The organism is Citrobacter sp. Marseille-Q5395 (genome assembly GCF_947057495.1).
Lineage (GTDB): Bacteria > Pseudomonadota > Gammaproteobacteria > Enterobacterales > Enterobacteriaceae > Citrobacter > Citrobacter murliniae.
On record NZ_CAMSEL010000021.1, the window covers coordinates 1 to 26,687 of the forward strand.

Here is a 26,687-nt window from a genome sequence, read left to right on the forward strand (position 1 = left end):
AATCTGATCAATACATTTATTGATCATGTTTTAATGAATGGAGATACATCATGCTAAGAAAAAACACCCCTTCGAGCATCATGAATAAAGAGGCAGACTGGTTAACTATAAATGAAGCTATAAAACTAGCTAGTAAGTCGAAAGGTAGAAAAATCAAAGCCAGTGATATCTATCGTCATGCATTAAGCAAAAATATTTATCTTTCAATTTATTTTCAATCTCCCATTTTTATACGAAAGATAAAAACAATAAAAAACAAACTAAAGTTAACTCCTCTTAATAACCCCTCCATGGCTAGACTTTGTTTTCTTGAAGGTCATTGTTTTTTAAATAATCGGAAGTGTATTCTCAGTACTAAAGGAAAGTATATTTGCTCAAGGCAACGGATTATAGATACAAGTCTAGATGGTTACGAATACATTTTAGCACAAAAATACCTAGCTCTGTCATTAAATATTCCATTACCAATAACTGGAGCAAATGATGTTAATTATGGCATCACGGTAAGATTAGCTGGGGAAATATACCAAATCTTTGAAAGAACAACCTGGTCGGAGAGAGTGAAATATCAACTCAGTAGGTTTCCTAGTACTTTATCGCACGAAATAACAAATCAACTAGCTTACGAAAAAACGGACAGATTTTCTTCAAAAGGATATTTCCCCCTTCATGACTTGCCAAAGGATGCTTGCTTTGTCATAAGGTATACTGAATTTGAAAAACTTATCGACCTATGCAATAAGAATGTAAAAGAGCCGACTTCCACAACTCGCATATCTACTCCACTATCTCGATTATTCTGGCTTGCCTGCAAAAATAATGAAACCATTCGCCCTTTAATTAAACAGCCATATAAGTTGTTGTCTATATTTGAACAGTGGGCTTCTAATGATGGAATCACGGATCGACTAAGTGGTGATACGCTTAAATCAGCACTGGAACGTGGTTCCCCTTCCTCTACATCTTTACCCGGCTAATCACATCTGTATCCATGGTGAGAAATAACCCGTATTAAGTACCTTCGAGTCCGTAATACGGGTTCATCAACTTTCCTTACGCTGTTCATTGTGTTTTTTTATCATCACCTGGCATACCCAGGTTTTTCAACCACAGGAGAATACAATGACAGCACATCAGTTATTACGTCTGAAACGGGTTGAGGAAAAAACGGGATTAAAACGTTCTCAGATCTATTTGTATATGAAAAATAACACTTTTCCCCGCTCAATTAAAATCGGTCCTGCAAGTGTAGCATGGCTTGAATCAGAAATTGATGAATGGATCGATTTGAAATTAACCGGACGGGAAGTCAGTTGATAACGTTCGTTTATTTTACTTATTATTTTTAGTATAGTATGGGGAGATAACAGAATGATCCCATCTATTAATTATACCATCCTGACCGATGCATTGCATGCGCTGAAAGAAGGCAACCTTCGTCACTGCGAAGCACTGGGATTCACTTTCGACGAAATGAGCGCCCTTAATCAGTTGTCACTTGATGAGCTGTTTATTGTCAGCCAATCATCAGCACCGTTTGTCGCGGTCAGCGTCCGCCATGACGTTTTGTGCCACCTCCTTGCGCTGTCCCGTCAGGAGGTTCAGCGCCAACAGCAGATTAACCGGGCGATCCTGCTGGGTGGTTCGATCGCATTACTCAACCAGTATTTTGGCCTCACTTCTAATGAAGTCTGCCTTCGCCGCCGGTTACTTGGCGTCAGTGTCCCCTATGGCCGGACGCCTGAACCGGATGAAGAGACGGATGCGGCTATCTGGCAGCAATGGCAACAGTGCCGGGTGGATAAGCTTGAATCGCCTGAGGCACTGACCGCCATGATGCAGGTCACTGAAAATCTGTTGCCGGACGCCGGAGGTCTGTCACTCACCACCGTCAGAAAGCGTATCGTACTTTGCGAACAGGAAGCCGCTGACAGGAGGACGTCACATGCCGGATGAGATCGACCGCGATCAGGAATTTAATCAACAGCGGCTGGAAGAGATGATTGAACAGAACCGTTTCAGACCAGCTGCAACCCCCTCACTCTTCCACTGTCGTTTCTGTGGTAAGCCCATCCCGGAGATACGGCGTCAGACACTACCAGGTGTGACAACCTGTATAGAATGCCAGGCGATCCTTGAACACCGCAAACGAGGGAAATAATCAGAAAGGGGTGTGGAGAAATGATTTTCTCTGCACGCCTTTATCTTTTCGGGTTAATAAAAATATATCTCAATAATTACATTTATTTATTATCTCTCTCGCTACCATTTTGACTTTTCCATTTTAATTCCCTGTCTGAAATTGCACCCTGAACACACCATTATTCAATGGTGAACCTAATGGGCGTTAATTCGTCCGGGCTGGTTATTGTTCTTTAAAAATACGGGTCGGGCTGTCACGCAACCATAATTCGGGGTGCCGCAGAATGTTCTCGCTGACCCGTTAAAACCGGAATGCAGAATCGGAATGTGATCGAAAAATTTTATTTCCCATTATTTTTATTAAAAGGGGACATCATGAGAAAACCCATCTACCACGTATTTGTCACCCAGGAAGGCCCGTCCGATATGCAGGGTGAGAAAAATACGTACTGGACAAAAGTCGGCGTCGCCTTTGCTCACCACGGTAAAGCTGGTCTGAATATTGTCCTGACGCCCGGTATTGCCGTCTCCGGCAAACTGGTCCTGCTGGAACCCCGCGAGGAAAACAGTCCGTCGCAGAGTACGGATCCTATCGAAGCCGCGCAGTAAACCCCTTAATTCTGCTCCCACAGTATGCAGCGTCAGCAGACCCTGCATACTGTCTGCTCCCTGAGGCCATCATGCTTTCCACCACTGCCTTTCTGGCGGCGGCTATGCAGTGCGCCGCCAGCATTCATCCGTCCACCGCACTCGACGTGGCACGGGTGGAATCCGGTTTTAACCCGTATGCCATCGCCGAGATAGTCCCCAGAGCCAGAAGAACCTCCGGTGACAATCCTGTTATCTCCCATCTTCCCGCCAGCCGGACCGATGCTGAGCGCATTATCCGACGTCTTGCCATACAGGACCAGCGTTATTCCGTCGGGCTGATGCAAATCACCAGCACCAATTTCCGTCACTACAGAGTGACGGCCATCGATCTGCTTGATCCCTGCACCAATCTGTCTGTTTTTGAACGCATTCTCAGCGACTGCTACCGGCGTGGCGGCACCCTGAAAAGGGCGCTGAGCTGCTATTACTCCGGCAATTTCCGTACCGGACAACAGCCGGAAGCGGCTTTTTCCGGGACCAGCTATGTGCAGCGGATGGGTTACGCTTCGACGTCTCCCCGATATGCCGTACCGGGCACCCGCGAGGATAGTTCCACAACCCCGCCGCCCCTGGAAACCATCCCTACCGATCCCCCGTCCCGCCTCCGCGTGATCTGGCCGGGGACCGTCGTGCGTGGCGTCCCCGCGAAACTCCGTCAGGACAACACCGCCATAGCACCGATCTCCGCGCCGTCAGTGCGCCGGAGTCTCTCCCAGTTAACCCGTGAGGAGGAAGAATAATGACACGTTTCCGCAAGCTAAAGGCGGCGGCCAGCCTCGTTTCTGCCGGTGTGCTGACGGCTTTTTCTGCCATCCCGGCGTTTGCCGACGGTTTTGAACGGGCAAACACCGTGATGGAGAAAGTCTCCACCGGCCTGCATGGGCTGGCGGCCATCACCATCACCGTGGCCGTGATCTGGGTGGGTTACAAGACGCTCTGGAAAGGCGAAAGCCTGTCCCAGTGCGCCTACATCATCATCGGCGGGATCCTGATTGGCGGGGGCAGTGAGATCGGCGCGCTGCTGATGAGCTGAGAGGTCACCTATGGCAAAGCTGCTCAAGGCAATGAAACGCCCGGCGGCACTGTGGGGGGTGCCGATGGTGCCCCTGCTGGGTGTCACGGGGTTCACCATCATCGTCGCTGTCTGGACTTCCGTCGCTTTCCTTGCCCTGCTCCCGGTTGAATTTCTGGTGATGAAGTCGCTTACCCGGAATGAACCCATGCGGTTCAGCCTGATTGCCGTCTGGCTCAGGGCAAGAGGAAAACCGGCAGCAAACCGTCTGTTTGGCGCAACCGCCTTTATGCCCGTGGAGCATGAGGCCGTTGATATCACGGAGTTTCTCAACGCCATGAAACTGAATCAGTGTGCCACGCTCAGAAAGTACCTTCCGTATTCATCGCATATTCATCAGCATGTTGTCCGCTCACCAGACAGTGACCTCTACTGTACCTGGGAACTGACGGGCACCCCGTTTGACTGCGAGTCAGAAGACTCGCTCAGTACCGACCGCAACCAGCTGCACGGACTCATCCGCTCATTCGAGGGAATGCCGGTTACCTTTTATATCCACAACGTGCGGGAGCCGTTCACGGACTCGCTGCACAAGGTGTCCGGCAACCCTTACGCCGATGAAATCAGCCGTCTCTATTATGCCTCACTGGCGGCTGACCCGTTTCGCCGCAACCGCTTGTTCCTGACCGTCTGTTACCGCCCGTTTGTCAGTCTGGAAAAGGCCGGACGCAGGCGCATGAATGACGGCCAGAAACTGAAAGAACTTGACGGCGCGCTGCGGGAAATGCTGGAAATTAAAGGCTCGCTCGATACCGCACTGTCACGCTACGCTGCCCGTCCTCTTGGTACCTTCACCGAAGGCAACGCGGTATTCTCCTCGCAGTTAGCCTTCTATGAGTACCTGTTGACGCACCAGTGGCGCAGGGTGCGCATCACCCGTGCCGCCGCGTATTCGGTGATGGGGTCGGCGGCGCTGTTCTTTTCGGCGGAGTCCGGGCAGATAAATCACGCCAGCGGCACGCACTATTTCCGGGGGCTGGAAGTGAAGGAGTTCCCGGAGGAGACGGCAACGGGGATGATGGACTCGCTGCTGTACGCCCCCTGCGATTATGTGATCACGCAGTCTTACACCTGCATGTCACGCGAGGAAGCCCGGAAGGCCATCAAACGTACCCGCCGTCTGTTAATGAGTTCGGATGATGATGCGGTATCCCAGCGGCTGGATCTGGATGTGGCGCTTGACCTGCTGACATCGGGGAAAATCGCCTTTGGCAGACACCATTTCTCCATCATGGTGTTTTCCCGCTCGCTGGACAGCCTGGTGGCCGATACCAGTGAAATCAGCAATGCCCTGAACAATCTCGGCATCACCCCGGTTCCGGCAGCGCTTTCACTGTCAGCGGCGTATATGGCGCAACTGCCCGGCAACTATCATCTGCGGCCACGCCTGGGCGAACTGAGCAGCCTGAACTTTGTGGAGCTGGCCGCGCTGCATAATTTCTACCCCGGCAAGCGCGATAACGCCCCCTGGGGAGATGCGATGGCCCTGCTGCGTACCCCGTCAGGGGATGGCTACTACCTGAACCTGCATAACACACTCGCCGACAAGGACGAGTTCAACGAGAAGAACCCGGCCAGCACCTGCATTCTCGGCACCAACGGTTCGGGGAAAACCATGCTGATGACGTTTCTTGAAAACATGCAGCAGAAATATGGCCGCGCGGACAGTTTTTCGCCCGACGCGAAAACGAAACGGCTGACCACCGTTTATCTGGACAAGGACCGGGGCGCGGAAATGAATATCCGGGCGCTGGGCGGCCGTTACTTCCGTATCACGCATGGCGATCCCACGGGGTGGAACCCGTTTTCGCTGTCGCCCACGAAACGCAATATCAGTTTCATCAGTCAGTTGATGAAACTGCTGTGCACGCGTAACGGCGCGACCATCACGCCCCGTGATGAGCGTCGCCTGAACGACGCCGTTAACGCCGTGATGAGCAACGAGCCGCAATACCGTGTCTGTGGTATTACGCGCCTGCTGGAGAATCTTCCTGAACCTGCCACTAAAGAAGCCCAGGAGAACGGTCTGAGCATTCGCCTGTCGCAGTGGGCGCAGGGCGGCGAATTCGGCTGGGTATTTGATAACGCCTCAGACACCTTCGATATCAGCCAGTGCGATAACTTTGGCATTGACGGCACGGAGTTTCTGGATGATGCGAACGTCTGTGCGCCGATCTCCTTTTACCTGCTGTACCGCATTACCAGTCTGCTCGACGGGCGACGGCTGGTCATCTTTATGGACGAGTTCTGGAAGTGGCTGCGGGACCCGATCTTTAAGGATTTCGCCTATAACCGACTGAAAACCATCCGTAAACTGAACGGGATGCTGGTTGTGGGCACCCAGTCACCGGCGGAGATCATCAGGGATGAGATCGCGCCCGCCGTCATTGAGCAGTGCGGCACGCAGATCCTGGCAGCCAACCCCAGCGCCGACCGGGCGCACTATGTTGACGGGATGAAGTTTGAGCCGGAAGTGTTCGACGTGGTGAAAAGTCTGGATCCGCAGGCCCGCCAGTATGTGGTCGTCAAAAATCAGTTCAGGCGTGGCGACACTAAGCGCTTTGCCGCCCGCGTGACGCTCGACCTCTCCGGTATTGGCCGATACACCCGGGTCATGAGCGGCAGCGCCGACAACCTCGAAATCTTCGACTCAATTTACCAGGAAGGGATGCAGCCACATGAATGGCTGGATTCCTACCTGGCTCAGGCACTCTGACCCCACAGGAGAACCATGATGAAAAGGCGTTTTCATGCCCTGATTTTCGCGTGCGTGATGGCCAGCCCGCTGGCGCACGCCGGTATTCCCGTTCTGGTGGATGCCGATCCGCTGCGTGAGGCCGAATGGCTGAAAGAAGCGCAGCGCTGGATGCTGACCGCGCAACATTATCAGAGCCAGATCCAGGCGTATAAAGACCAGTTGGCGACGGCCACCGGCGTCCGTGATATTGCTGATTTTGTGGATCAGGCGAAGAGTCTGAAATCGGATCTGGAGCAACTTCGCAGACCAGGGCAGACACTCAATGACCTGCTGCGGTCCGGCGGCACCGCCGGACAGTTTGATGCGCTGTATGCGAAGTACCGGGTCTTCGATACCTGTAACGCGGAACAGTCGGGAAGCTATGCCGATACCTGTAAACAACTGGTCATCAATAAGGCGATTCAGTTTGAGCAGACTGATGAGATCCAGGAGCAGGTCAGCCAGACGCTGGGCGAGATTAACGACCTCTCGAACCGTATCGCACTATCCAAAGACTCAAAGGAGTCTCAGGATCTTGCCAACAGTATTCAGCTAAAATCAGTGATGCTGAACACGCTCACTGACCAGTGGGAAATGAGCGTGAAGGCGGCAGAAAAGCGCGAAAAAGTACTGGAAGACGAGCGTGTTAAACAGTGGAATCAGCAGCAATTAGATGCTCCCACATTGAAATTTCATGAATAAATAAGGAATGGAAAGCAAATGAATAAAATCATCGTTATCTTAACCCTTTCATTTATTGCAATGATTTCCGGATGCGACGAGGAAGCCAAAACGACACAATGGTATCGTGATCATCCTGATGAATTAAATACGGTTTATGAAAAATGCCAGAAGACCGGCGATGCCTCAGAAAACTGTAAAAATGCCAACGAAGCGCATTATCAGATCCAGCAACTCAATGCTCCCACACTTAAATTCCATGAGTAGAGAGGTTCCCTATGGCTGATCTCGGTACATTTGAATTTATAGAGAAGCAGCTAATTGGTGGAATAACACAAACCACCAGTGGCCTGATGATGGAACATTCTGCAATGGTTATGGGGCTGGCGGCGACGTCAGCCACCCTCTATATCCTGTGGCGTGGATACCAGACCCTGGCGGGTAAGCTGTCCACACCGATGGAGGACGTCATGTGGGACCTCATGAAGATGGCGATCATTCTGTCTTTTGTGGCCAACGTCAGCGGTTATCTTGATAGCGTTATCGACGCCATCAATGGCTTAAAGGAGGGATTTTCCGGCGGCGATAATATCTGGCAGATGTTAGATACGCTATGGGATAAAGCGAAGGTATTAGGAAAAACGTTACACGATATGGATAATTCAACCTACATAAAAGATGAAGGCATGACCGCTCAGTTTTATGTCTGGCTTGGTGTATTTGTTTTAATGCTGGTTACGGCCTTTGTCTCAATGATCGCGGAGGTGATGATTTTACTGCTGAGTATTACTGCCCCCATATTCATATTCTGTCTGATATATGGATTTTTAAGACCTATGTTTAATAACTGGCTGCAAAATATTTTTGCGGCCATATTAACGGTTCTGTTTTCAGCTTTATCATTAAGAATGGTTATAAATTTTATGACCAAAATATTAACGCAATCACTGGCCGGAGCAGCACACGCCAACATTGTGGAGTTAAGCGCACAGGTCTGCCTGGCAGGCATCTGCGCGGCAATACTGGTGTATCTCTCCGCAAAACTGGCCGCCTCCCTGGCCGGGGCCAGTGCAACCGTATCCATGCAGGGGCTGGCAGCAGTGGGTATTGGCGCGGCGGCGTATGGTACCGGAAAACTGGCAGCAGGAGCCGGGAAGCAGACAACCCGCGCCATTCAGGACAACATTCAGGGCTGGAGAGATGCCAGTGCGGATAAACCCGGCAGCGGTCCGGGATACAGCGCGGCGAAAGCGCGTCAATACGCGATTGAGCAGATGATCGCCCGCAACGAAGCCCGGCGACTGGCACAAGCCAGAGACTCGGCGGTTCAGAAATTCCATCGTTAAACCTGTCATCCCTGTTCGAAATCTCCCCGTTACACCCCTGGTGAAAACATAGCCCTGTTTTCATTCCACTGATCTCACTGAGGAAATACCCCATGAAACGCTTGATTGCGCTGGCTTTGCTGTGCGCGCTTTCCGGCTGCGCACAGTCTCCCCGTCCCCCTGCCTTTGGCGGTCAGGGCGTCCCCGTGAACACCCCTCAGATTATGGCGGAGTTAAACAGTCATGAGTGAACAGACCCTCATTGCGGATTCCCGCACCTTTGAGCAGCAGATGATTGAGCGGGACAAACGCGCCACAAAAGCCGGGTTTGTGGTGGGCGGCGCGGGCCTGCTCACCGCCGTACTGGCGCTCATCGCCGTGGTGCTGATGCTACCCCTGAAACAAACGGTCGTGGAACTGTACACCGTGGATAATCATACCGGGCGGGTGGAGCACGTCACCCGCGCATCAAAAACCCGTCTGACGGCGGAAGCCGCTTATCAGAAGGCGATGACCGCCAGCTACGTCAGACTGCGTGAACGGTATGTCTATCCCTCCCTGCAGGACGATTACGCCACGGTCCAGATTTACAACAGCCCGCAGGTCAACGATGACTATCTGGCGCTGTATGCCGGTAAAGACGCCCCGGACAAGGTCTGGCTGAACGGGGCGCACACCGTGCGGATCGACATCCTGTCAAACCAGCTCACTGATGGCACTGACCCCGATAACGTCGCCACTCTCCGTTACAAAAAGACCATCCGCCGCCTCGCGGACAACAGCACCCGCACCGAATACTGGGATGCCCGCCTGACTTTCCACTCCGACCCCGACAGGGAGATGAGCGATACCGAGCGGGAGGTGAACCCGTTCGGGTTTACCGTGACCAGCTGGCAGGCAGACCGTGAAATCCAGGGAGGTGAATAATGAAAAGTCTCATCCTTTTCGCGCTCGTGCTGATATGCGGCACGGCATGGAGTGCCGCCATCCCGCAGGCGAGCCACTACGATGCCCGCGTTCAGCAGGTTGTCTATAACCCGCTGAACGTTACTGTCGTCAATACCCGACCCGGCTTCATGACCACGCTGGTCTTTGACAGCGACGAGGCGGTTATCAGCGCCAGACCCGGTTTTGAGGAGGCGTGGGAAGCCACGCCGGACGCCAACCGGGTCAATATCCGCCCGGTAGCGCTGGTTCAGGGCGCGCCCGGCGCGGACGGCAACACCACTCAGGTGGTCATCCCGCCCAACAGCCGGGACTGGCACACCAATCTGCTGGTCGTCACCACCCGGCGGCTGTACAACGTCGAGCTGAACGTCATCGATGATAAATCACCGCAGCAGCCCGCTTTTCAGGTGAGTTACCGCTATCCGGGCGAAGACCGGGAGAAGGTCAGCCGTGAGACAGCGGTCAGAGCGCAGAAACGGGAGCAAAAACAGCAGCAGAGTGACATTCAGCAGGCCCTGAATGCCGCGCAGACGCCGCGCAACTGGGACTACCTCCGCTATTCAGGGCGCGACAGCGCCCGGATTGTGCCGGATTTCGCGTATGACGATGGCCGCTTTACATTCGTGGGTTTCTCCCCGGCAAAATCCATTCCCTCTGTGACGAAAGCGCTGAACGGCCAGGAGCATGTGGTTAACAGCAGTGTCCGCAGGAAAGGTAACTTCACCGTCCTGGTCATTCAGGAGGTCACGCCCCGTCTGGTCCTGCGTTCCGGTCACGCCGTGGTCGGCCTGGAAAATCGCGGTTTCGGCAGGGTCCGGGCGGCTGATGGTGCCACCGTCTCCCCGCAGGTCGAACGGGTGGAAAAAACCGAAGCCCACTGATAACTGAGGAGACATGCAGATGAACAACGAACACCCGCATCCTGAACCTGATGAATCCCGGTCCTCATCCCGGTCCTCCCTGGCGCAACCGGATGACGATATTGCCGCGCTGGAGCGCGAGGCCCGTACCAGGCGGGAAGCGGCGCTTCTCACCGCACAGGAGGATGATGAGAACGATCCGGTACAACCCGCCGTCAACAGACTGAAAAAGCGCAGGCGCGGGAAAGCCACCGCGTTTCTGGCGATCGCCGCCGTTGCGCTGATTGCGCTGGCATGGGCGGGCAACTGGGTATACCGCAATATCCTCTGGCAACCCGGTGAAGAAAAGCGGCAGGATGCCGCGCCACAGCCGAACCGCAGCGATTACCGGCAGCGAACCGATCTGGGGACGCACGATACCGGCCCCGCAGCGCCGGAACCGGCGGACAACAGCCCGCGCAGTACGACGGTCACCGGGCTGGAGACGCCGCCTGAACTCGATAAAGCCCGTTTTCTGGTTCGCCGGGACAGCTCTGCCGCTGCGACCCGAAACCCGGTACGGACCCGGCAGCAGGAAATGACACAGTCAGTCGCTGCCGGGCAGTCGTCAGGGACGCCATCCCCTGGCACCGGTCAGCAGCCAGACATCCCGTCGTCACAGCCGGAACACTCCCCGTCGGCGGTCCGGCGTATTCCTTACAACCCGGATCTGTATGTGCCGGAAAACACCGCCATTCCCTGTTCACTGGATTATCGTTTTGTCTCGGACCGGGCGGGGAAAATCCGTTGCACGATCGCCGAAGATATCTGGAGCGCCAGCGGTAACACGAGGCTGATTGAAAAAGGGACCACCGCCACGGGCATTTACCAGACGGGTACGGAAACGGGAATGACGCACGGACAGGGCCGCGCCTTCCTCATCATCACGAAACTGCGTACCCGCCAGCCCCCTTATCTTGATATTCCGCTGGTTGATACCCGCGCTGCCGGAGAACTGGGCGAGGCGGGTGTTGACGGCTGGATCGATTCGCATTTCAGCGAGCGATTCGGGGGCGCATTACTGGTCGGTATGATCCCCGATGTTGCGGCATGGGCTTCCAACAGCGCGGGTCAGAAAGATCGTAATACCGACTACACCGAAAACAGCCGTCAGGCCATGGCAGATATGGCACGCACCACACTGGAAAACAGCATCAATATCCCGCCGACCGTGCACAAAAATCAGGGTGAGATCATCAACCTGGTCACCGGACAGGATATTGATTTTTCCGGCATCTATACACTGAGGATGAAAAATGACCGCTAAGAATATCTCCCTGGACCGCTATAAGCAGCGATTTTTTGGCGATTTTCTGGCGCTTCCCGGACTGACGGAGATCGCCGTCAATCGTCCAGGTGAGCTTTTCACCAAAATTAACGGCGTCTGGGAACAGCACGCCGTTCCGCTGGATTACGAGGGCTGCTACAACTTTGCCAGATGCCTGGCGAAGCATCACGGTGACAATATCGAAGATATCAAGCCGGGGCTGTCCGCCACGCTGGAATCCGGTGAACGCTGCCAGGTCATCGTGCCCCCGGCCTGCGAGCGTGACACGGTGTCCATCACGCTGCGTAAACCTTCACAGGTACAAATCCCGCATCAGGACTATATTGCCGCCGGGTTTTATAACCGGGTGACGGGCACGGAAAAAACGCAGACGCACGATGAGGAATTACTGACCTTATATCACGCAAAAGACATTCCGCGCTTTATGGAGAAGTGCGTGGAGTACGGTAAAACCCTCGCGGTGGCCGGGGAAACCAGTACCGGAAAAACCACTTATATGAAGATGCTGATAGGTTATATTCCCCGCAGCCTGCGTATCACGACCATTGAAGATAACCCGGAAATCACCTTCTTTATTCATAAAAACTACGTCCACCTTTTTTATCCATCGGAATCGGCAGATGAAAAAGGGTCAATTGTGACGCCCGCCAGCCTGCTGCGCTGGAATTACCGCATGAATCCCGACCGCATACTATTAACCGAAGTGCGCGGCGGCGAAGCCTGGGATTTTCTCAAAATAACCGGCTCCGGGCATGAAGGCAGCATGACCTCTGTTCATGCCGGTTCGGCAAGGGAAGCGGTGGACGGGTTTATTACCCGCTGTTATGAAAATCCGCAATGCGCCCGACTCCCTTACACCTTTATGTTGCGCAAGGTACTGGACAGTCTGGACGTTATCGTCAGCATTGATTTAGACGGTAATGTGCGCCGGATGAATGATATTTATTTCCGGCCACTGCACCGTAGCGCCTTTTTTGAGGAGATGAAAGCATGATGAAGGGTATCACTATGCTGCTATTTTCGCTGGTACTTTCCGGCTGTTCTTCACCCCCACAACCGGTTCCTGTTGAATGGGAGAAAGCGGGTCAGTCCGTCAATACCGGTTTACCACAATGGCGTGACAATCAGGTTATTATTCCGTCTCCTGTGGTTAACGATAAATGGTTATTATCCATTCACGCACGGAATTATAACGAAACACGCTGGACACCTGCCGTATTTTACGCGGTCGCCCACTCAGCGCGTATTGTTGTTGCCGCGCCATCAGGCGCAGATTTCTTTACGGCAAAAAACTGGCTGCGCCGGTATGGCGCAAAAGGTGTTATTGCATATCAGCCTGTCTCTGGCTGCCTGACATGCAGCGACACCCGCATTTATTTTTCGCATTAAACCCTCCCCCTCACATCCTGAAATTCATCTTACAGTAAGGTATCCATCATGAAATATTCCGCTATTGCGGCGGCAGTGCTGTGCATTGCTGCCGGGACGCCTGTTTATTCTTTCGCTGCTGACCCGTGCGAAGTGGTGCTGTGTATGTACGGTAAAGCAACCGGAAACAGTGGAGGAAACGAATGCCATTCTTCTGAACGAGCTTTCTTTAATATCGTTAAAAAGAATAAACACGGATTTTTACCCAATCATACGCTCAATGCCAGAAAAGCTTTCCTAGGGGAATGCGCCAGCGCTGATCCGGAAGCGGTGAATAAAATCCTGTCCCGATTTGGCAGAGTCAGAGGGTAATAAAACCCCGGCCATTATTTTAATAAATCCCCTGCATGGAGAAATAAAAATGAATAAAGAAGACCTGTTTATTGCCAATATTCACTCAACGCATCAGGACAGAATATCGGTCATATGTATCTACGACTATCTGTCGAAAGAAGCCCATCAGGGATGTGGACTTTATTATGAGATATATGAAAGCCGGTTTATCGGTTTATTACGACATCATCTTTCACTGCTTAATGAGCCGGACGCAGAGAAGCTCAGGCGATATGCCGAAAGTCAGGGAACGAAGGTCGATGATGAAACGTACCGTGCGGCATTAAACGCTGAACGGGAATGCCGGGCTGAAATAGCCCGCGAACAGATGTGAATCACAGACACTGATAATATATCGAACGACGCCACAGACTGACAGACGACGGGGTTTCATGCGTGCTTATTTCTGGCTTCAATTTCGGAGAAATTGTTAAGCCGTAAAATAAGTACGTGGCGCGCGGACAGAAAATTCAATTTCGCAGAAATTGCTAATTTTCAGGCACCGCGCCCACCTGCGAACATTCGCCCCCAGGCGAATTGAGCAGGCCGGGGGGAGCCGAATAAATTTCGCCGCCCCAGCGAGCGAAAAGCTGTCGCCCACGACAGCGGTTTATTTGGGGGGCTTGCCCCGCACACCGTCAAGCCAGGTCATATTTCCCGCCCCAGCGGGGAATATGACCGATCAGGCGCGACCAACCCCTTTAAAGCAGCGTTCCCGTTTTTTGGAGCCTGCGAGAAAAAACAGGCGAAACGCGCGTCTTAAAGGGGTTGGTCGCGCGTAGCGTGCGACGGTGTGCCGCCGTTGACCCTGGGGGTTTTGGCGCGGCGTCCAGCCACGACATTACCCCCATGCGACAGACAATAAGGGCGTCCAGCCCGCATGTACTGGCGCACACCGTTTCGTACCGGGAAGCATGCTTTCCGGCACATGGCCGCACAGCGGCCACCTTCTTTACCCCATACGCTCGCCCCGACTTTTCGCCCGACACCGTGGGGCGAACTGACGGGGCGATGTCATGGGGCGAATCGCTGACGAAGGAGGCTCGATGATTTTAAATAAGCTTGCCGCTTCACTGTCGCCGATAGTGAACGGGATGCTGGTGCTGCTCGCTTTTGTGCAACAGCAACAACTAATACTGGCGTTATTAGCGGGGCTGACGATGCCGTTTTTTGCATCAATGAAAAGCGATGAACGGCAGAAAGCTCCGCTCTGGAAAAAGCTGATTATTGCTTTTTCCCTGCTGTGTTTTCTCTCCGGCACACTGGCTCCGATAGTTATCGGATCCTTTCAGTGGCTGTATAAAATCAGACTCACCAGTGATAATTCAGCACTGGCGTGGTCAGTACGGATTGCTTTCACTGTAACCGGGATTATTTTTCATATTATGCTTCGCCGGGTATTCACGCCGGAACTGGACAAAATAAAGAAACGCCTTGTTAAAAAGACCACCCTTGAACGGGAATTACGTACTGATGTCCGCACCGTAAAATCCCTGCTACCGGAAACACTGCATTATGACCCGCTGCATTATATCGACCTGAGTAAAGGGCTATTTATCGGCATGGACAGGGAGAACGACCCAATGTATCTCCCGTTAAAAGACTGGCAGAAACAGCACGCGGATATTATCGGCACCACCGGAGCCGGTAAAGGGGTTGCCACCGGCATATTACTTTATCAAAGTATTCTGGCCGGTGAAGGTGTGTTTGTGATGGACCCAAAGGATGATGAATGGGCACCGCATCTTTACCGCAAAGCCTGCGAGGATGCAGGCAAACCCTTTGCCTTAATTGACCTGCGAAAACAGCAATACCAGTTAAACCTGATTGAAAACATTACTGCCGATGAACTGGAAGAATTGTTTGTCGCCGGTTTCAGCCTGGCGGAAAAAGGACAGGAATCGGATTTTTATCGCATTGATGACCGAAAAGCCGCGCGTATGGCCGCACAATTTGTCAGCGAAAATCCATCGACAACAATCCGGGATGTTTATAACGGTGATTACGTTCAGGGTATTGCCGAAAAAATCAAAGCGTTTTTCGGCAAGATTGAGGAACTGGCCTTACTCAATGCCATTAATTCACCGAAAGGCTTTTCACTTAAAAAAATGTTTGATGAAGGCGGCTGTTGTTATGTTATCGGCTCCATGCGAAACAGCAAAATTATTACAGCCCAGCGCATGCTACTGGTTCGCCTGTACCAGTTAGCAGAAAGGCGCGACCGTGTAACAGACGTACCGCGCCCCATTGCTATTTATCTTTCGGAACTGAAATACCATTTATCCAGGTCAGCACTGGAGGGATTAGGTGCGGCGCGGGATAAAGGCGTACATATTATTATGGACCACCAGTCCATTGCCGATTTAAAAGACTGCCCGGCAGATTTGAAAGGTGACGCCGTTGTCGGTGCGGTCGTTGAAAATGCAAAATTCAAACTGGTTTACCGGGTTATGGATCCGGATACAGCGGAATGGGTGGCGAGAATGTCAGGCACGATTCTGGTGGATGACGAACTCCGTAAAGCTAAGACGGATAATATGCTGACGGAAACCATCGACAGTGAGCGCACAATCCGCCAGGCCGAACGTTTCTTTATTGACAGCAATATGATCCTGAACCTGCCCGATTTTGTCAGCTTTATCTTTACGACAAAAACGCTTCCTTCTGCTTCACTGATCTCGCCGATAAAGGTCAGAAAGCGTCAGCTAAAAATCTTCTCGGTTTCCCCTGATATTGCCGCAGCGGCGGCACCGGTGAAAATCGCACTGGATTTTGGCGAGGATGATAAACCAGCCATACCGGATGTAATGACAACGCACCCGGCTCTTTTCTTCGACGAAAGTGAAGTCAAACCGGCAAAGCTAAAACCTGATGATGAAAAAGACCTGTCCCCGCTGGATTTTTAAGGAGCGGTTATGCTGATTTCGACATATCAAGAGCGCCAGACGCGCAACAGCGAGAAAATAAAACAACTGCTGAACTTCCTGAAAGAAGAGACCTACAGCGATTTTAAAACGCTGATGCTGTTATTTGGTTTCCGGGACCACAAATCGCTTTATTCGCTGCTGGCAAAAACGGAGCGAATGGGATTAATCCAGAAGCATATACTCGAATCACGGACAAGGAAGATTTCATTATGGGGGATCACCAGCGACGGGCTGGCGGTGGTGTTAACCCCGGATGATAAAATCTTTCCTGCTCGGTTTGAACCATCAAAAATCACCGGCTGGACGCTGGAGCACCATCTTGATAATCAGGCCGCCAGACTTATTCTGGAGAAGAAAGGTGCTTCGGGATGGATTAACGGCGACCGGGCCACCTTTCTCAGCCAGTATCAGGTAAAACATCGCCCGGACGGATTACTGACGCTGCCCGACGGTAACGTTATTGCCATTGAAACCGAACGTCGCCTGAAAACCCGAGCCCGCTACCAGTCGATTATTGCCAGCCACCTGCTGGCCCGTACCAGCCGGCACTGGATTTACGTTTTTTATGTTGTGCCGGATCCACAGAAGAAGCGTGCGCTTGAACTGCTGTTTGACAGCATCAGGCATGTCATCATCAACCATCAGCACGTCCCGCTGGAAGAACGCCACCGTCGGGTGTTTCGCATTTATACCTTTGATGAACTGAAATACCTGTCATTAGGCAGCTATACCTAAGCTTTTACTCAGGCCATCGTGATAGCATCACCGGCCTGGCGGCGATACCGCCAGGCCGGAATTTTTTTATTCCACTGCAAGGCGCAGACTGTTCGGTACTCGCTGTGCTGCGTTCCGCCTCAGTTTGCGCCTTGCAGCGTTGCCGGTTAAAAACCATGTAACCGCATTCCCTTACGGTTGTCTGATTCCGGTTTCAAAGTTTATCCATCAGGTAACGATGTGCTTTAGAGGCTGCGCTGGCCGCTTTGAAAATATAACGCTTGTCGTTTTTCAGCGCTTTCAGCCAGGAAGCAATATAGCTTTCATGCTGTACCTCTCCCTCAATCCCCAGATCCGCCATCAGAAAGGCACTTCCCAGCTCCGCCACCAGTTCTTCCTCTGCATAATCCGTACTGCCAAACTTCCCTTTCATTTCACGGTTCAGGCGTTTTTTGCCCCCGCTCCAGTGAACCAGCTCATGCAGGCCGGTAGCGTAGAAGTTAGCCGCATCCGAAAACAGATGGCGCTCCGGTAACCAGACGTCATCAGTTGATGGGATGAAAAAGGCGTTTTGTCCTTTCTCTATGATGTTCGCGCCGCTCTTCCTGAACAGATTTTCAGCCTGCGGAACCGGGTCAAAGGTTGCTTCCGGGCTGACTGTGTCAGTTATCAGGGGCAAACCGTCGATTTGCTGAACGTTAAACACGGTGAAAGTTTTCAGCATCGGGATATGCTCAATGTCTCCGGCGGCGTTTTCCTTCTCCATGGTGGTGTAAAAAATAGCTGTTGTACCATGCTCCCCCTTGCGAACCTGTCCACCTGCTACCTGTGCCTGTTTGTAGGTCATCCAGCGTGAATCGCTGAAACCCTGCTTAGATGCACTGCTCCACAGCAACATGATATTCATACCGCTGTAGGCTACGCCGGTGGCGTAATTCGATGGCAGACCAGACATGCCGGATACGCGTTGCCACGGGCAGGACCACGGTTTTACACCGCCTTCAAGTGCTGCAATGATGTTGTCGGTAACGGTCTGATAAATGTCGGTTCTGGTTTTAGAAAATTTCGTTTTTGAGGAGCCTGACGGGTCCAGCGGGGATACGCTGGTCGCCGCTGCGGCGTTAGGGGCGCTTGTCAGGGAGGTATGCAGGGAATTCGTCATGGTTTTTTCTCCGCCAGTGTGTGATTTTCGTCTTCGTATCGCCTGACGGTTCGCTTTCCCGGCATCGTTCTGTCCTGCAAGGGCGCAGAATGCGTGCCATTTACCCTTGCGGGACGGGTTGTGTTGGGAAACGATTAACCGGAAGCGAATACGGGGAACGGAAAGCACACAGGAGAAAAAAATTGCCCCTGCATAGCCGGGCGTAGCACCCCTTACTCCGCAGTGGTGAAAAGCAGATTTGGTGATGTTGAGCCGGAGACTGGCACTGACAGGAACTTCATGTAGGTGTTAGCATGCTTTCCTGCCGGACGAGACGGTCCTGCTAACTGGGGGCGGTTTGTTGTTAAATTGTCTCGTTCCGGCATCAATCACTACCTGTTCTGGGCTGTCTACGTATTGAACGCGGCATAGAGTCTATCTAACACCTCCCGGACCCGGGGTTAGAGATTTCTTGAAACAGGCCACAGCGCCTTAACCGGGGCAGCCGGGCGTAACGAGCGGCCCCAGCTTGCTACGCAGCTGTGACTATGGTTTTGGTAGTAACCAACATCGTCAGTTGTGCTTCTAGTACATATAAGAGGCGGTCTTACTAGCTAGCGACTCGCCCCCCCCACTTAAGTAATAAGTCTAAAGTTTCGTAATTATCTGATTGCCAGATTGACCAAACCCATAACATGAGTAACATTTGTAAATATTCATACAAGTGCAGTGCCTAGGCAACTGAGGGCGGTAGCGTGGGTCGAGGTCTCACTTTCTACATTGGAAGCCAATTGGCTATCACGTTCGAGCCTGTTCTTAGCAGCAAGAGATTGATACGTGCTATCCGGTTAGTCCAGACTATGGCTGGACCAAATTCTGGATTAGGTCCAATAAACTATATCAACTAGAAAAATATTTTTAATAGCATGAGGTTTTGTTTATGCACGTCATTTACGGAGAAACTATTAACGATGTAATAATGAAACTCTTGGAAAAAGTGCTTAATGAAGGAGTTCGTGTTTCGACAAGGAATGGGGATGCTATAACTATTTATGATGTTAGTATGATCTTGCGAAACCCTAGATCAAGACATTTAAGTTTAGCGGGTCGAAAAAACAACATATTCTCCACATTTGCTGAAGCCATATGGGTATTTGCAGGCGATAACCGAATTAAACCATATCTAACTTTTTTTTTACCAAGAGCGCCTAAATACTCAGATGATGGTGTCACTTGGCGAGCAGCTTATGGAGAAAGACTATACGCTCACGGGCAACTTGAAAATGTCGTGCAACAATTCAAAAACGAAGGAATATTTACAAGAAGAGCGGTCATTAGCCTATACATGCCTGACAGAGATACAAATGAAAGCCTCATAAAATTATACAACATAGAACATAGTGTCGATATACCTTGTAATAACTTAATTCATTTTTTTATCACTCCTGACAAAAATTTAAATATTAAAATAGTCCAAAGAAGTGGCGATCTAATATTTGGAGTAAGCAATATAAACATTTTCGAGTTTAGTTTACTTCAAGAAATAGTACTTTCAATGTTACAGAGGGAAGTTGATAGCGAGATTAAACTAGGATACTTACATCATTCAGTAACTAATCTTCATATATATGATGATAGAATAGAACAAGCCAATGAAATACACAAAAGAAAAGAAGAACAAATGACAGATTTGATAAACGATGATGAAATATCATTTCCTCCATCACTACCAAATATAAAATCATTATTCTGTGATATAGTCTCATTCCTTGAAAGAATAATAACAGAAAATGCATATAAAATAGACACAATAGAGAAGGAAACTGAAAAACTAAAAAAAATATTTATTGAACATTTTGTAGAAACTGAAAGAAATTTACTCTGGGGATATGCAGAAGCAGCTTTATCATATATTTTTCAGGAAAGGTTTAAACAACCAATAGTGTTAACAGCTAAGTTAAGCGATGATTTCAATCTAAGCGTAACTTCCAATCACTTCAATAATTCTAATAAGGAGCGCCTATGAAAATTGCATTCATGGGAATATCGGGTAGTGGAAAAGATTTCCTTGCTAATTATCTAATATCCAACTATGAATTTGTTAGATTATCATTTAGCGATCAACTCAAAAAATTGGCCAATCATATTTACCCTTGGATGGAAAAGGATTATAGCCCTGAAAAGAAAACGTTATCACTCAATATAACCTTACCTACAGGCGACTTTATCAACCATTCACCAAGAGATATATGGCTGAGCTTAGACAAACTAAGGGAAATTGAAGAAAAAATATTTATTAGAATGCTATCAGAAGAGTTGAAAGTTTTAGAGGAAAATGAAGGGACGAATAAAAACATAATAATTACTGACATAAGATCAAATGAAGAATTCGCATGGTGTAAGAACAATCAATTCACAATAGTTCATATAGAACGGGAAAATAATAATTATAAAAGATACGAAATTGACAAGTATGTAAATGAGAACAAAACAAAATCAGACTATCATTTTAACAATAGTGTGAACGGAATTGATAGTTTTAAAAACTTTTTCGAAAGGGTATTATTTAGTGAACAGTAAAAACGATCAACTTTTTTGTAATGTCAGAGAAATGAAAATTAAAACCGCTAAACCCATCTTAAATGAAGCTGTTATCAGGGAATGGTTTTATCATCAACGAGAGAGAACCTCTATATATTACAAGAAAGAGATACTTAACCTTCCGCCATATTGGACAGAAGACAAGATATTGAGAAACTATAAATTTGTAAATACTAAAAGAACATGGGACAAAGAAACCAAGTGGTTATTAACAAATATAACAAACAATGATAAATTGAGTTATGATAATAAAATACTCAATTCATTTCTATTTAGAGTGGTAAATAAAAGCGATACATTCAATGAAATTGATGCGCCCTTTGACTTCACAAATATGACGATTCGTGATATTAATGAAAAAATCAGGGAGAAGACTCTCAATATATCCATAAAAAAACCAGGCTATGTATTTTTTAGTGCAGCCTATATTTTAGGAGGTCCGAAGTTTAATTTCGGGAAATACTTAGAAAATATAGAGGGCACAACGGAAAATGACATGGTAATTAGAATGATCAAATTTGTTTATTATAACCAAGATAAAATCGTTAATGGTGTAAAATCATCAAGAAATCAGCTTGAAGTTTTTGAACATTTAAAATCATTTTCAGGGATTGGGAATTTTCTAGCATATCAAATTTTCATAGATCTGACATACTTAGCCAGTTTTCCGTTTACAGAGTTGAATTTTGTTATTTCAGGTCCTGGTTGTGAAAGAGGAATTAATTGGATTTTTTCTAATAGAGATGGAATGAATAGCGAAGAGTGTTTGTTCTGGTTCACTATTAACCAAAAAAACATCGCAGAAAAATATAATGAACACTGGAACATGGATGAAATATTCCATTTCCTGCCTAAAGAAGAAAGAGTTTACACCTTAATGGATATGGAAAATAGTGGTGCATGCGAGATAGATAAAAGATGCCGAACTAAATTTAACAATAAAAGACCGAAACAAAAGTATCATTATCAAAGTAATAATATAGAATTATTTTATAATTAGCAAATTACAAAGGATTTTAAAATGGTTAAAGAAATTAAGAAAAATGTTTTTGTTAGCCATCATCATAAAGATGACGCTAGTGTTGATGGGATTTCTCGTTTAGCTGCAGCAAAAGGTTATCATTTACGTAATAGTTCTATCAGAATGAAACCTGAAAACCAGCAACGAGTTGAGGAAAAAAAACTTAGTGATAGAACGATTGCACGTTTACTTAGAATGAAAATGAGGTGGGCTAGTCAAGTTATAGTTGTTATCGGGAAAGAAACGCATACCAGACCTTGGGTAAACTGGGAAATTCAAGTAGCTCATCAACTTGGAAAACCAATCATAGGTGTATATGAAAATGGTTTAAAAGGCGAAGTAAAACTACCAGAGAATCTCGAAAAGTATGCAACCTCTATAGTGGCCTGGAGAAGTGACGCCATTATCAACGCACTAGAAGGTAAAACTTCATTTGAAAAACCTGATGGTACGGATCGTGATAAAGTTCAAGGTGGGAATGTCGTATGCTAATTGAGCCTAACTCTCACCTTTATGTCTATGCAATAACGAGAGACTTTGGTTTTGCACCCAATCCATTTCATGGAAGTTGTACCTTGGCAACATGCAAACCTGGAATTAGAAAGTCTGCTAAAGTGGGTGATTGGATACTCGGAGTTGGTGGAGCTAATTTAAAATCAGCTAAAAAAAAATGTATCCTATTAATGAAAGTTTCAGAAAAAATTAGTTTCAATGCTTATTGGGAGGATACCAGGTTTTCTATCAAAAAGCCTGCTAGAAATGGTAGTCATGTACAAATTCTGGGCGATAATATCTACCATCAAAATGAAAAAAATGAATGGATACAAGAAGATTCTCATCATAGCAATCCTGATGGTTCATTTAACATGACAAATCTTGAACGAGATACTAGTTCTAATAACGTGTTGATTTCTGATCATTTTTATTATTTCGGTAATAAAGCGATTGAAGTAGACTTAGACTCTCTTGAATATCATAGAATTAGAAACTATAAAAAAATTCCTTTAAATTCTACAATACCAGCCATTAACCTTATAAAAAGAATTGAATTTGATTTTAGAAGTGATAAAAATTCAGTTATATCTGACCCATGCAATTTTTCTGATTTCTATAAACGTGTAGATCAGCGAACTGGAGAACTTTATTGATAGGTGCACATATTTTGTGTTCCATATATTTTTAGTCTATCATTTTTTCAACCATCGCTGTTACTCTCCCGGAGGGAGTCTAGACAAAAACTCATGAAATAGCTTGCTGTTATATTCTTTAGATAGGCGTTAAATAGTACCTCAGACATCATTAAATATTCTAAAAAAAATAAAGCCCAAAGCTTCCACCGTTATGCCCAGTAAAAAGACATTCGATTGAGTGTGGTGTATAAATCAGTAAGAGAAACGGTTTATTTATGTAAGTGATACCTGCCTGATTTAACAAATTGTTACATATAAAATTTATTAGCTCAAAATTGAACTGACTCTTTTCTCTGGCAGGTACAATCAAATCTGATCGTCAGTTTTAAGCTGTGAGTTCAACGTATCGATGCAATGCCATCCTTAATCAAGGGGGGTGTTACCATGAAACGAAGAACGTCTATTAACTACAAGCCAGAACAGAAAGCGATTATCTGGGACAGATATAAGCATGATGATTCCTTGTATGACATCGCCAGAATATTCGACAGATATCATTCTTCTATCATGCCCACTATGCACCAGACATTAAGAGGAAGTTTAAATGAGCAACCATAAGAAAAATATCGATACAGATTGGTATAATTTCCAAGAAGAGATTTGTGAACATTTTAAAAATTTAGGTGCCAACGCTAAGACGAATGTTACAGTAGAAGGTGTAAGAGGAATTTCGAATATAGATGTGGTAGTGGAATCCAAATATCTTGGGACTGATTTCAAATGGTTCGTAGAGGCTAAGTATTGGAATAGTAATGTCACAAAAGAAATTGTTCATGCTTTTTTTACAGTGCTTCAAAATACCGGTGCCGATAGAGGTTTCATTATTTCAAAAAAAGGTTTTCAATCAGGTGCAATAGAAGCCACGAAGCATACAAATATAAGTTTGTATACACTTGACGAATTTAAGAAAAAAACAAACCATCTTGTACAATCTAATATATTAAAATCTTTTTTGAATCGTGCTATTTTAACTAGCACTAGATACTGGGGGCATACAAAGAAAACAAGGATAAAATATGAACTTAGATATGAAATGTTTGATGATAGAGAAATCCTTTCATGCGCTGTAATTCTCATTATTGTTACCGACTTAATTATCGATGAAGAGATTACCTATCCATTTGATGTTTCTCACTACACAGGGAAACAAATAGATCCAATTAACAGTTTTCATGAGTTAATGCATTGGTTGAATTTAAGTTTGAATGAGTTAGATCGTAGAATACTAGATGCTGAAATAATGATGAAGGTCAACGGAGATTTCGATCCTATATATGAATATTACACACCTGACATCATTAGAATTTGCACTAAAGAAAGAATTGATAACTTTTTAGATTATAGTTTCTTTCCTGAAAAGGAAAGGAAAATCTTGATTGCACAAAAAAAAATGGCAGAAGACTACAGAAAAAGTCGGAAGATTAATTGAGGGTTTGATATATCCGAACAATAGTGCAAGCCGTTCTGATAGACACGTCCGCTCTCGGCACAGAACTGTCTGTAAGATTAGATTTAGCTCTGCGCCATTAGAGTTCCAAATTAAGTCTAAGCTGATACATAAAATGGACGATAGATTTTTTTCAGCCACGTTTTACTAATCGAAAAAGCCCTCTCAAAATCATAGCGATAGCCTGATCTACATGAGGAGTCTGTGCTAGCACAACATTTTCCAACTCAGTAAGTCCATTGTTCAGATCCTTGTAAGAAAAACCGGCAAATTCTTCCCGCCCTCTCCAGTTGCGTTGCTGCATTCCGTCAGATGCCACAATATTCAGAGACTCCGTGATATCTTTTGCACATCCACCAAAGCCTCCCATAATAAAAAGGGGTTGTTTAGCACGAAGTGATAATACAGCCTCTTCTGCTATACCGGGCATTGCCCCCTTATACTTATCAACCTGCCCGCCAAGAATAATACGGGCATGTGTGTCTTGTAACATAGCATGTCGCATTGCTGTCAAACCTATTGCCCAATCTTCATCAGAAGGAATAGTTGCTATGTGATGGGCTCGTTCTGCCATTGGCAACGGCTCGCCATCGCGATTGAACAAAACAAGTCTTGCCATTCCTTTCAGGTCCGCACTGAGCCTTTCCAAGTCACTGGCATCTTTTTGCATATGCACCGGCCATGCAAGATAGTTCAATATACTGGAACGTTCATCCCCCTCATCGGCATCTCTTCTATGGCGTGCTACTAACTCAAATAACAGTTCAGTAAAACCATTAGCACGTAGATCTCCGCCATAAACAATCCGGGCTCCCAAGGCTAATAAATGACGCGCAATTTCTGTCATCGCGTCATATAAATGCTGTTTACTTAACCCCAATACAGGCATATCTGGGCTATCTGATGTAGATATTGCAATAATATGCTGACTAAGCATTTCACGATAAGTCATGATGTTCCCTCTGCCAGCCATTCGGTAAAACTTCTAAGCCTGATACCGGGTTTAACTTCTTCAAATAATCGCTCTTCTTCTGAACTTAAGGGTGGGTCAGGATATACAATTGTAGGTTGCCCAATACCGGGGAACTTTAAACCAGCAAGTGAAATTAACTCCGGCGCACGTGGAACAAACTGCACTGCACTTTGTTTAGTATTAACCAATTGTATACGACAACGCCACAGAAAATCTTTCAGAACCTCATCAAGCAGGCGTGCAATAATGATATTAATTCGTTCAGCCTGCTGGGGATCCATTCTCACTATGGGGACATTTCCCATATAAGGAAATCCCCTTTCATCCAATTCGCTAATACAGTTGGCAACAACTAAAGGTACACTATTACGTTTAGCTTCTATAATCTCTCTGCGACACCATTCACGCGAGGAATAAGAGTCGGTATGTATGGCAACAACTGCGCTTTGCGCCAGCTGTTTCAATAGCACCTGATGAAACCGAAGCCCAGCAGGGATATCATGGACATCAAAGAATGAACTTAACCCATGTCCACTATGTAATTGCTCACGTATCAAACGAGCAATCCTCTCTCCATCTTCATCATGTTTAGAATGGCTAAGAAATATCTGAACTTTCTTGAGATAATTAAGCAAATCATCTTCATCTTTTTCTGGTTGTTTCAGATGTTCCAGGTAATGGCGCAGCATCCTGCAAAATTCGTATGTAAGCTCACTAATCAATCGTATATGAAGATTTGCAGTATTGTTACTCCCATCCTGTATCCACTGGTCCCAGCGCAATGCCTGCTCTTCCAGTCCAAGATTTAATCCTTCTACTTCAATAGCAATGGGGAAAAGATGTGTACCCAGTCCAGCTATTTCCGACTGCGTGGATAGCTCCCGAAGGTAAGTCCCCCATTCAGGATCATTTGCCATACATGATTCTGCAAGTATAAGGACTGCGGTGGTCTCTGATTCTGAAAAATTGATCGGCAACGGCTTCCCCGTTTCAGGTAGAGGCTCAGAACGAAAAATAACACTTAAACCGGTTCCTCCAGCAACGTTCTGATAGAGTTCCCGACGAAAGTGTCCCCGCAATATTTCAGCCAGTCCAGCACCAGCGGCGAAATCCGGGTGCCAAATGATATAAACAACAAGAAATGGTTTTGCTAAATTCGTCTCAAGCAT

General features: G+C 47.7%; 30 protein-coding genes and 1 pseudogene. 28 read left to right on the forward strand and 3 right to left on the reverse strand.

Annotation, left to right across the window (positions count from 1 at the left end):
* Window positions 1-50 precede the first annotated feature (50 nt).
* The 21 genes from OH663_RS20720 (at window position 51) to mobC (ending at window position 17,166) form a co-directional block, all read left to right on the forward strand.
* Entirely contained in the window at window positions 51-977 is a 927-nt protein-coding gene (locus tag OH663_RS20720) for a hypothetical protein (protein ID WP_263525830.1), read from the forward strand.
* 145 nt (window positions 978-1,122) lie between these two features.
* Window positions 1,123-1,317 carry an AlpA family transcriptional regulator gene (locus tag OH663_RS20725; protein ID WP_263525831.1) on the forward strand — a complete coding sequence of 65 codons (195 nt, stop codon included), beginning with the start codon at window positions 1,123-1,125 and terminating at the stop codon, window positions 1,315-1,317.
* Window positions 1,318-1,371: 54 nt separating this feature from the next.
* Complete coding sequence (locus OH663_RS20730; protein WP_263525832.1) at window positions 1,372-1,956, forward strand: DUF2857 domain-containing protein; 585 nt, start codon at window positions 1,372-1,374, stop codon at window positions 1,954-1,956.
* The gene (locus OH663_RS20735; RefSeq protein ID WP_263525833.1) at window positions 1,946-2,161 is read left to right on the forward strand and encodes a TraR/DksA family transcriptional regulator; all 216 of its coding nucleotides are present in this window, start codon (window positions 1,946-1,948) and stop codon (window positions 2,159-2,161) included. Before OH663_RS20730 ends, OH663_RS20735 begins: the two co-directional genes overlap by 11 nt.
* A gap of 356 nt (window positions 2,162-2,517) precedes the next feature.
* Window positions 2,518-2,751, forward strand: coding sequence for a hypothetical protein (locus OH663_RS20740; RefSeq protein ID WP_263525834.1), 234 nt, complete (start codon window positions 2,518-2,520; stop codon window positions 2,749-2,751).
* 71 nt (window positions 2,752-2,822) lie between these two features.
* Window positions 2,823-3,533 carry a lytic transglycosylase domain-containing protein gene (locus tag OH663_RS20745; RefSeq protein WP_263525835.1) on the forward strand — a complete coding sequence of 237 codons (711 nt, stop codon included), beginning with the start codon at window positions 2,823-2,825 and terminating at the stop codon, window positions 3,531-3,533.
* On the forward strand, window positions 3,533-3,826 hold the full coding sequence (locus tag OH663_RS20750) for a TrbC/VirB2 family protein (protein WP_263525836.1): 294 nt from the start codon (window positions 3,533-3,535) through the stop codon (window positions 3,824-3,826). Before OH663_RS20745 ends, OH663_RS20750 begins: the two co-directional genes overlap by 1 nt.
* A 10-nt stretch (window positions 3,827-3,836) precedes the next feature.
* Window positions 3,837-6,581 carry a VirB4 family type IV secretion/conjugal transfer ATPase gene (locus tag OH663_RS20755; RefSeq protein WP_263525837.1) on the forward strand — a complete coding sequence of 915 codons (2,745 nt, stop codon included), beginning with the start codon at window positions 3,837-3,839 and terminating at the stop codon, window positions 6,579-6,581.
* 18 nt (window positions 6,582-6,599) lie between these two features.
* Window positions 6,600-7,304 carry a TrbJ/VirB5 family protein gene (locus tag OH663_RS20760; RefSeq protein WP_263525857.1) on the forward strand — a complete coding sequence of 235 codons (705 nt, stop codon included), beginning with the start codon at window positions 6,600-6,602 and terminating at the stop codon, window positions 7,302-7,304.
* Window positions 7,305-7,322: 18 nt separating this feature from the next.
* Complete coding sequence (locus OH663_RS20765) at window positions 7,323-7,550, forward strand: EexN family lipoprotein (protein ID WP_263525838.1); 228 nt, start codon at window positions 7,323-7,325, stop codon at window positions 7,548-7,550.
* Between the two features lie 11 nt (window positions 7,551-7,561).
* A complete protein-coding gene (locus OH663_RS20770) occupies window positions 7,562-8,629 on the forward strand; it encodes a TrbL/VirB6 family protein (protein WP_263525839.1) in 1,068 nt (355 codons plus the stop codon).
* Window positions 8,630-8,721: 92 nt separating this feature from the next.
* Window positions 8,722-8,859, forward strand: a complete 138-nt coding sequence (locus OH663_RS20775; protein WP_016157224.1) for a hypothetical protein — start codon at window positions 8,722-8,724, stop codon at window positions 8,857-8,859.
* Window positions 8,852-9,535 carry a VirB8 family type IV secretion system protein gene (locus OH663_RS20780; protein WP_263525840.1) on the forward strand — a complete coding sequence of 228 codons (684 nt, stop codon included), beginning with the start codon at window positions 8,852-8,854 and terminating at the stop codon, window positions 9,533-9,535. The genes OH663_RS20775 and OH663_RS20780 overlap by 8 nt, the downstream gene beginning before the upstream one ends.
* On the forward strand, window positions 9,532-10,437 hold the full coding sequence (gene virB9 / locus OH663_RS20785) for a P-type conjugative transfer protein VirB9 (RefSeq protein ID WP_263525858.1): 906 nt from the start codon (window positions 9,532-9,534) through the stop codon (window positions 10,435-10,437). The genes OH663_RS20780 and virB9 overlap by 4 nt, the downstream gene beginning before the upstream one ends.
* 19 nt (window positions 10,438-10,456) lie before the next feature.
* A complete protein-coding gene (gene virB10 / locus OH663_RS20790) occupies window positions 10,457-11,722 on the forward strand; it encodes a VirB10/TraB/TrbI family type IV secretion system protein (RefSeq protein ID WP_263525841.1) in 1,266 nt (421 codons plus the stop codon).
* Entirely contained in the window at window positions 11,712-12,737 is a 1,026-nt protein-coding gene (virB11, locus tag OH663_RS20795) for a P-type DNA transfer ATPase VirB11 (protein WP_263525842.1), read from the forward strand. Before virB10 ends, virB11 begins: the two co-directional genes overlap by 11 nt.
* Window positions 12,734-13,132 (forward strand): cag pathogenicity island Cag12 family protein, encoded by a 399-nt coding sequence (locus OH663_RS20800; protein WP_263525843.1) that lies wholly within the window; start codon window positions 12,734-12,736, stop codon window positions 13,130-13,132. Before virB11 ends, OH663_RS20800 begins: the two co-directional genes overlap by 4 nt.
* 48 nt (window positions 13,133-13,180) lie before the next feature.
* Window positions 13,181-13,483 (forward strand): TrbM/KikA/MpfK family conjugal transfer protein, encoded by a 303-nt coding sequence (locus OH663_RS20805; protein WP_263525844.1) that lies wholly within the window; start codon window positions 13,181-13,183, stop codon window positions 13,481-13,483.
* A gap of 49 nt (window positions 13,484-13,532) precedes the next feature.
* On the forward strand, window positions 13,533-13,838 hold the full coding sequence (locus tag OH663_RS20810) for a dpoa decarboxylase (protein ID WP_263525845.1): 306 nt from the start codon (window positions 13,533-13,535) through the stop codon (window positions 13,836-13,838).
* Window positions 13,839-14,550: 712 nt separating this feature from the next.
* Window positions 14,551-16,410: a type IV secretory system conjugative DNA transfer family protein gene (locus OH663_RS20815; protein WP_263525846.1), complete on the forward strand. Its 1,860-nt coding sequence runs from the start codon at window positions 14,551-14,553 to the stop codon at window positions 16,408-16,410.
* A gap of 9 nt (window positions 16,411-16,419) precedes the next feature.
* On the forward strand, window positions 16,420-17,166 hold the full coding sequence (gene mobC, locus OH663_RS20820; RefSeq protein ID WP_263525847.1) for a MobC family replication-relaxation protein: 747 nt from the start codon (window positions 16,420-16,422) through the stop codon (window positions 17,164-17,166).
* 193 nt (window positions 17,167-17,359) lie between these two features.
* Here the strand turns inward: mobC and OH663_RS20825 are convergent, their stop codons facing one another.
* Window positions 17,360-18,307, reverse strand: a complete 948-nt coding sequence (locus OH663_RS20825; RefSeq protein WP_263525848.1) for an ArdC family protein — start codon at window positions 18,305-18,307, stop codon at window positions 17,360-17,362.
* 919 nt (window positions 18,308-19,226) lie between these two features.
* Between OH663_RS20825 and OH663_RS20830 the strand changes: the two genes are divergently transcribed.
* The 7 genes and pseudogenes from OH663_RS20830 to OH663_RS20860 all read left to right on the forward strand — a co-directional run bounded on the left by OH663_RS20830 (window position 19,227) and on the right by OH663_RS20860 (window position 24,527).
* Entirely contained in the window at window positions 19,227-20,312 is a 1,086-nt protein-coding gene (locus OH663_RS20830) for a thymidylate synthase (protein ID WP_263525849.1), read from the forward strand.
* A complete protein-coding gene (locus tag OH663_RS20835) occupies window positions 20,309-20,866 on the forward strand; it encodes a P-loop NTPase family protein (RefSeq protein ID WP_032454842.1) in 558 nt (185 codons plus the stop codon). The genes OH663_RS20830 and OH663_RS20835 overlap by 4 nt, the downstream gene beginning before the upstream one ends.
* Window positions 20,856-21,887 carry a nucleotide kinase domain-containing protein gene (locus OH663_RS20840; protein WP_032454841.1) on the forward strand — a complete coding sequence of 344 codons (1,032 nt, stop codon included), beginning with the start codon at window positions 20,856-20,858 and terminating at the stop codon, window positions 21,885-21,887. Before OH663_RS20835 ends, OH663_RS20840 begins: the two co-directional genes overlap by 11 nt.
* Window positions 21,888-21,908: 21 nt before the next feature.
* Window positions 21,909-22,400, forward strand: a complete 492-nt coding sequence (locus OH663_RS20845; RefSeq protein WP_263525850.1) for a TIR domain-containing protein — start codon at window positions 21,909-21,911, stop codon at window positions 22,398-22,400.
* Complete coding sequence (locus OH663_RS20850; protein WP_022065024.1) at window positions 22,394-23,056, forward strand: Nmad2 family putative nucleotide modification protein; 663 nt, start codon at window positions 22,394-22,396, stop codon at window positions 23,054-23,056. Before OH663_RS20845 ends, OH663_RS20850 begins: the two co-directional genes overlap by 7 nt.
* Before the next feature lie 426 nt (window positions 23,057-23,482).
* Window positions 23,483-23,626: pseudogene (locus OH663_RS20855) on the forward strand (IS30 family transposase); the annotation flags it as partial.
* Window positions 23,627-23,642: 16 nt separating this feature from the next.
* A complete protein-coding gene (locus OH663_RS20860; RefSeq protein WP_022065025.1) occupies window positions 23,643-24,527 on the forward strand; it encodes a restriction endonuclease in 885 nt (294 codons plus the stop codon).
* A gap of 151 nt (window positions 24,528-24,678) precedes the next feature.
* On the opposite strand, the gene OH663_RS20865 is transcribed toward OH663_RS20860, so the two are convergent.
* Both OH663_RS20865 and OH663_RS20870 read right to left on the reverse strand, forming a co-directional pair.
* On the reverse strand, window positions 24,679-25,497 hold the full coding sequence (locus OH663_RS20865) for a hypothetical protein (RefSeq protein ID WP_263525851.1): 819 nt from the start codon (window positions 25,495-25,497) through the stop codon (window positions 24,679-24,681).
* Window positions 25,494-26,687, reverse strand: coding sequence for a toll/interleukin-1 receptor domain-containing protein (locus tag OH663_RS20870; RefSeq protein ID WP_115333134.1), 1,194 nt, complete (start codon window positions 26,685-26,687; stop codon window positions 25,494-25,496). The genes OH663_RS20865 and OH663_RS20870 overlap by 4 nt, the downstream gene beginning before the upstream one ends.

What these genes read in the sequence shown, in the direction of transcription:
- OH663_RS20720 (WP_263525830.1), top strand. Translation starts at nt 51, where the DNA reads ATGCTAAGAAAAAACACCCCTTCGAGCATCATGAATAAAGAGGCAGAC.
- OH663_RS20725 (WP_263525831.1), top strand. Translation starts at nt 1,123, where the DNA reads ATGACAGCACATCAGTTATTACGTCTGAAACGGGTTGAGGAAAAAACG.
- OH663_RS20730 (WP_263525832.1), top strand. Translation starts at nt 1,372, where the DNA reads ATGATCCCATCTATTAATTATACCATCCTGACCGATGCATTGCATGCG.
- OH663_RS20735 (WP_263525833.1), top strand. Translation starts at nt 1,946, where the DNA reads ATGCCGGATGAGATCGACCGCGATCAGGAATTTAATCAACAGCGGCTG.
- OH663_RS20740 (WP_263525834.1), top strand. Translation starts at nt 2,518, where the DNA reads ATGAGAAAACCCATCTACCACGTATTTGTCACCCAGGAAGGCCCGTCC.
- OH663_RS20745 (WP_263525835.1), top strand. Translation starts at nt 2,823, where the DNA reads ATGCTTTCCACCACTGCCTTTCTGGCGGCGGCTATGCAGTGCGCCGCC.
- OH663_RS20750 (WP_263525836.1), top strand. Translation starts at nt 3,533, where the DNA reads ATGACACGTTTCCGCAAGCTAAAGGCGGCGGCCAGCCTCGTTTCTGCC.
- OH663_RS20755 (WP_263525837.1), top strand. Translation starts at nt 3,837, where the DNA reads ATGGCAAAGCTGCTCAAGGCAATGAAACGCCCGGCGGCACTGTGGGGG.
- OH663_RS20760 (WP_263525857.1), top strand. Translation starts at nt 6,600, where the DNA reads ATGAAAAGGCGTTTTCATGCCCTGATTTTCGCGTGCGTGATGGCCAGC.
- OH663_RS20765 (WP_263525838.1), top strand. Translation starts at nt 7,323, where the DNA reads ATGAATAAAATCATCGTTATCTTAACCCTTTCATTTATTGCAATGATT.
- OH663_RS20770 (WP_263525839.1), top strand. Translation starts at nt 7,562, where the DNA reads ATGGCTGATCTCGGTACATTTGAATTTATAGAGAAGCAGCTAATTGGT.
- OH663_RS20775 (WP_016157224.1), top strand. Translation starts at nt 8,722, where the DNA reads ATGAAACGCTTGATTGCGCTGGCTTTGCTGTGCGCGCTTTCCGGCTGC.
- OH663_RS20780 (WP_263525840.1), top strand. Translation starts at nt 8,852, where the DNA reads ATGAGTGAACAGACCCTCATTGCGGATTCCCGCACCTTTGAGCAGCAG.
- virB10 (WP_263525841.1), top strand. Translation starts at nt 10,457, where the DNA reads ATGAACAACGAACACCCGCATCCTGAACCTGATGAATCCCGGTCCTCA.
- virB11 (WP_263525842.1), top strand. Translation starts at nt 11,712, where the DNA reads ATGACCGCTAAGAATATCTCCCTGGACCGCTATAAGCAGCGATTTTTT.
- OH663_RS20800 (WP_263525843.1), top strand. Translation starts at nt 12,734, where the DNA reads ATGATGAAGGGTATCACTATGCTGCTATTTTCGCTGGTACTTTCCGGC.
- OH663_RS20805 (WP_263525844.1), top strand. Translation starts at nt 13,181, where the DNA reads ATGAAATATTCCGCTATTGCGGCGGCAGTGCTGTGCATTGCTGCCGGG.
- OH663_RS20810 (WP_263525845.1), top strand. Translation starts at nt 13,533, where the DNA reads ATGAATAAAGAAGACCTGTTTATTGCCAATATTCACTCAACGCATCAG.
- OH663_RS20815 (WP_263525846.1), top strand. Translation starts at nt 14,551, where the DNA reads ATGATTTTAAATAAGCTTGCCGCTTCACTGTCGCCGATAGTGAACGGG.
- mobC (WP_263525847.1), top strand. Translation starts at nt 16,420, where the DNA reads ATGCTGATTTCGACATATCAAGAGCGCCAGACGCGCAACAGCGAGAAA.
- OH663_RS20825 (WP_263525848.1), bottom strand. Translation starts at nt 18,307, where the DNA reads ATGACGAATTCCCTGCATACCTCCCTGACAAGCGCCCCTAACGCCGCA.
- OH663_RS20830 (WP_263525849.1), top strand. Translation starts at nt 19,227, where the DNA reads ATGCACGTCATTTACGGAGAAACTATTAACGATGTAATAATGAAACTC.
- OH663_RS20835 (WP_032454842.1), top strand. Translation starts at nt 20,309, where the DNA reads ATGAAAATTGCATTCATGGGAATATCGGGTAGTGGAAAAGATTTCCTT.
- OH663_RS20845 (WP_263525850.1), top strand. Translation starts at nt 21,909, where the DNA reads ATGGTTAAAGAAATTAAGAAAAATGTTTTTGTTAGCCATCATCATAAA.
- OH663_RS20850 (WP_022065024.1), top strand. Translation starts at nt 22,394, where the DNA reads ATGCTAATTGAGCCTAACTCTCACCTTTATGTCTATGCAATAACGAGA.
- OH663_RS20860 (WP_022065025.1), top strand. Translation starts at nt 23,643, where the DNA reads ATGAGCAACCATAAGAAAAATATCGATACAGATTGGTATAATTTCCAA.
- OH663_RS20865 (WP_263525851.1), bottom strand. Translation starts at nt 25,497, where the DNA reads ATGACTTATCGTGAAATGCTTAGTCAGCATATTATTGCAATATCTACA.
- OH663_RS20870 (WP_115333134.1), bottom strand. Translation starts at nt 26,687, where the DNA reads ATGCTTGAGACGAATTTAGCAAAACCATTTCTTGTTGTTTATATCATT.